The sequence below is a fragment of the Arthrobacter sp. Hiyo1 genome (assembly GCF_001263615.2).
In the GTDB taxonomy this organism is placed as follows: domain Bacteria; phylum Actinomycetota; class Actinomycetes; order Actinomycetales; family Micrococcaceae; genus Arthrobacter.
Genome location: NZ_DF952470.1, coordinates 353,656 through 357,693, shown reverse-complemented (window position 1 = coordinate 357,693; position 4,038 = coordinate 353,656). Strand labels below are relative to the sequence as shown.

The following is a 4,038-nucleotide window of genomic DNA, read 5'->3' as shown; positions in this document are numbered from 1 at the left end:
CCGGGATCACACCGGACCAGGAATCGTGGATCGCCCGGAAATCGGCTCTCGTTTTGCGGATGGAAGCGAGCAGCGCACTCGTCGAAGCCCGGTTGTCCTCCGCCGGTATCGATCCGGTGGCCACGGGGTGGCTCGGCGCCGACTATGCCGTGACAGGGGGCTCGTTTCCCGTTCGGGTCCGCGGCGTCGGTGTGGTCGCGGCGGTCACTGCGTCAGGCCTTTCATCGCAGGAGGATCATGACCTGATTGTCGAAGGGATCCGCCAACATCTCGCAGCCTAACCAGGAACTCCTATCAAAAAATTGTTGAACAATTCCTCCGCGTGATGCATCATTGGGTGTAGGCCCCGATTGAGATCGGGATCACAAAGCCCGCCCAACGTTCCATGGAGGAACCATGTCCGCGACCACTTCGCCAAGTCCAACCAGGCGCAGCAAACCCTCGGCAGGCGCCATCAAAGCCTTCATTGCCAGCGTCACAGGCACCTCCCTGGAGTACTACGACTTCGCCATCTACTCGGTCGCCTCCGCGCTCGTCTTCCCCAAGATCTTCTTCCCCACGAACGACGAAACCACGGGCCTCCTGTTGTCCTTCTCGGCCTTCGCGGTGGGTTACCTCGCCCGGCCCATTGGCGGGGTTGTCTTCGGCCGGCTCGGGGACAAGATCGGACGCAAGAACGTCCTGGTCATCACCCTCATCCTCATTGGCGCGGCCACGGTCCTCATCGGCGCTTTGCCGGACTACCACACCATCGGCATCGGGGCCACGATCATCCTGGTGCTCCTTCGCTTGGCCCAGGGCATCGGCGTCGGCGGCGAATGGGGCGGCGCCGTGCTGCTGTCCAGCGAGTACGCAAATCCCAACAAGCGCGGATTCTGGTCTTCCGCAGCCCAAATCGGTCCGCCCGCCGGCAACCTGCTGGCCAATGGCGCCCTGGCCGTCCTCGCCGCCGTCATGAGCAACGACGCCTTCATTGCGTGGGGTTGGCGCGTCGCCTTCCTCAGCTCGGCCATCCTGGTTGCCTTTGGCCTGGTCATCCGGCTCAAACTCGAGGAAACCCCGGTGTTCAAGGCCATCGAGGCCACCGGCGAACGGCCCAAGGCTCCCATCAAGGAAGTCCTCACCACCCAGTTCCGCCCCCTGCTCGCCGCCGCTTTGTGCCGGATTTGCCCAGACGTGTTGTACGCCTTGTTCACCGTCTTTGTCGCGGTCTACGCCACTAAGGAACTCGGCATGACCACCGGCAATGTCCTGGGCGCAGTCCTGGTGGGCTCGGCCTTCCAACTGTTCCTGATCCCGGCCGCGGGAGCCGTCACGGACCGTTTCAACCGCCGGCTCGTCTACGGCATCACCGCCGCGGCCACAGCCGTGTACATTCCGCTGTTCTTCCTCATGATCCAGTCCCGTTCCGTCCTGGTGCTGACTGTCGGCGTCGTGATCGGCCTCGGACTGCACGCCTTCATGTACGGACCACAGGCCGCCTTCATCACAGAGCAATTCCCGGCCCGGCTCCGCTATGCCGGCAGTTCCCTCGCCTACACGGTGGCGGGCGTCGTGGGTGGAGCGGTGGCACCGTTGATCTTCACGGCCCTCTACGCCGCTACCGGAAACTGGATCTTGATCGCCGCATACTTGCTTGTCACCGCCGTGGTCACCATCATCGGCCTCACCTTGGGCCGGGATCCCGAGCCGGACGAGGACCTCCGCCTGCTTGCGGAAGCCAGCGCCTAAGCAGCCCGGTACCCCGGAAACGAAGCACCCAGGCGGGCCCCCGCCGTCGTACTCTTTCCTGAAACGCCCCTTAAGATCAGTCTTGAGGGGCGTTTCTGCGCCCGATCGCCAGGGAGGACCGCATGAGCCAGACCATCCGTGAAGCAACAGCGGACGACGCCGGACGGCTGGCGGAGCTTGCCGCCGTCACCTTTCCGCTCGCCTGCCCGCCGGGCTCCTCGCCCGAAGACATCGCCGCGCACCTGCGCAGGACGCTCAGTGCGGAGAAGTTCACGGAATACCTTGCCGATCCGGACATCACCATCCTGGCCATCGACGCCGCCGGGGAACTCCGCGGCTACAGCATGCTCGTGGCCCGACCCACGAGCGATACCGACGTCGCTACGGCCCTGACGCTCACCCCCTCCACGGAACTGAGCAAGTGCTATGTGCATCCGGAACACCACGGCCTGGGCGCTGCCGCGGAGCTCATGAAGGCCACCTTGGACCGCGCTGCCGGCTCAGGTGCGGCCGGGGTGTGGCTAGGCGTCAACAGCCAGAACGCCAAAGCCATCCGCTTCTATGAGAAGAGCGGGTTCACGAAGGTCGGGACCAAGTCGTTCCACCTGGGCGATACGGTGGAACACGATTTCGTGATGGAGCGGGCGGTCTAGGACACCTGGGACACCTGAGCCGCCCGGTCTGCGACGCGCAAAATTCCCGGCGACGCGCAAACAGTTTTACGCGGCCGGAATTCGCGTAGCGCCTGCCTGTATCTGCGTCGCACACCATTTAGCGCGTCGTGAACGCGCAGGCTGTGACCAGCCCAACAGGCCATTCCGGGAATGCCCGGCCCCCGCTTCCGGTTGTCGCCACCATGAAGATTGAGATCTGGTCAGACGTCGCTTGCCCCTGGTGCTACATCGGAAAGCGCCGGTTCGAAAGGGCCCTCGCCGAATTCCCGCACCGCGATTCGGTCGAGATCCAGTGGCGCAGCTACCAGTTGGATCCGAGCATCCCGGAGCACTACGACGGCACGGAGCTCGATTACCTGAGCAAGCGCAAGGGCATGAACCCGGGGCAGGTCAGCCAGATGTTCGAGAACGTGGCGTTGCAGGCAAAGGGCGAGGGCCTCAACTACCGCTTCGACGACGTCGTGGTGGCCAACAGCTTCACGGCACACCGCCTCATTCACTTGGCCGCGGCTCACGGCAAGCAGGACGAAGCCAAGGAACTGCTCCTGAGCGGCCATTTCGAACACGGCAAGGACATCGGAAGCCAGGAATACCTGGCCGAACTCGGCGGCGACTTGGGCCTGCCGGAAGCCGAAATCGCAGAGTTGTTCAGCACCGACAAGTACGCGGAGGACGTCCGCGGCGACATCGCCGAAGCCCGGATGATCGGCGTCACTGGCGTGCCGTTCTTCGTCATCGACCGCAAGTACGGACTCTCCGGAGCCCAGTCCTCGGAGGTCTTCACCCAGGCCCTCACACAGGCATGGCAGGAAGCGAATCCGCTGGTCGCCGTCGGCAGCGCCGACGGCGAAGCCTGCGGCCCGGACGGCTGCGCGATCTAGGACTTCCGCGCGAACTGGCAGCAGATGACCCTTGCCGCGATTTTGAGGTCACCTGCTGCCAGCTCGCGCCACGCCCACGCAACTTTGCTGACAGATCCCTGTAAAGTGTCTGTATGCCTAGGATTACGGCCGCCACCAATGCGGCGCAGCGCGCTGAAACCCGACGCCGGGTCCTGACAGCTTTCGGTGAACTGCTCTTCACCCATGGCCTGCCCGGCTTGACCATGACCGACGTCGCCCGGCACGCCGGAGTCGGCCGGACCGCGGTGTACAACTACTACGCCGACATGGAACAGCTCCTCATCGCGTACGCCCTGGACGAGACTGAGCGGTTTTTGGGCGACCTGCGTGAATCGCTAGCCGCACTGCAGAACCCGGTGGACCGTCTGGCCCTCTACGTGCGCGCCCAAGTGGAAGACCTCAGCCGCCGGCACCTCCCGCCGGGTCCTGCGATGGCGGCCGTCCTCTCCCCCGCTTCCTTCGCGAAACTGGCAGACCACGTGGGCGAACTCAACCTGCTGCTCCAGGACATCCTGCGCGACGGAATCGCCGCCGGCTACCTCCCGCCCACCGACGTCGGCCAGCTCGCCAGGCTCATCCACGGAACTCTTTCCTCCAGCGCGGCACGCGGCAATGCGGCGAACGGAACGGAGCTGGACGAGCTTGAAGAGCGGCTGGTCCAGACCGTGCGGTTTATCCAGTTGGGCGCAGGAGCAAGGTTCGACGACGACGGCCGGCCCGCGCGCTTGGCC

The 4,038-nt window shown here is 64.6% G+C and carries 5 protein-coding genes; all 5 read left to right on the top strand.

What is annotated here, in order from left to right; genetic code table 11:
• The coding region (locus tag AHiyo1_RS26580) for a heme-binding protein (protein WP_253257263.1) at positions 1-281 on the top strand (281 nt) is incomplete at its 5' end.
• Positions 282-396: 115 nt separating this feature from the next.
• On the top strand, positions 397-1,731 hold the full coding sequence (locus AHiyo1_RS10535) for an MFS transporter (RefSeq protein WP_059388535.1): 1,335 nt from the start codon (positions 397-399) through the stop codon (positions 1,729-1,731).
• Between the two features lie 122 nt (positions 1,732-1,853).
• Entirely contained in the window at positions 1,854-2,384 is a 531-nt protein-coding gene (locus AHiyo1_RS10530; protein WP_059388534.1) for a GNAT family N-acetyltransferase, read from the top strand.
• A gap of 203 nt (positions 2,385-2,587) precedes the next feature.
• A complete protein-coding gene (locus tag AHiyo1_RS10525) occupies positions 2,588-3,286 on the top strand; it encodes a DsbA family oxidoreductase (RefSeq protein ID WP_059388536.1) in 699 nt (232 codons plus the stop codon).
• A 113-nt stretch (positions 3,287-3,399) separates the two neighbouring features.
• The coding region (locus AHiyo1_RS10520) for a TetR/AcrR family transcriptional regulator (protein WP_059388533.1) at positions 3,400-4,038 on the top strand (639 nt) is incomplete at its 3' end.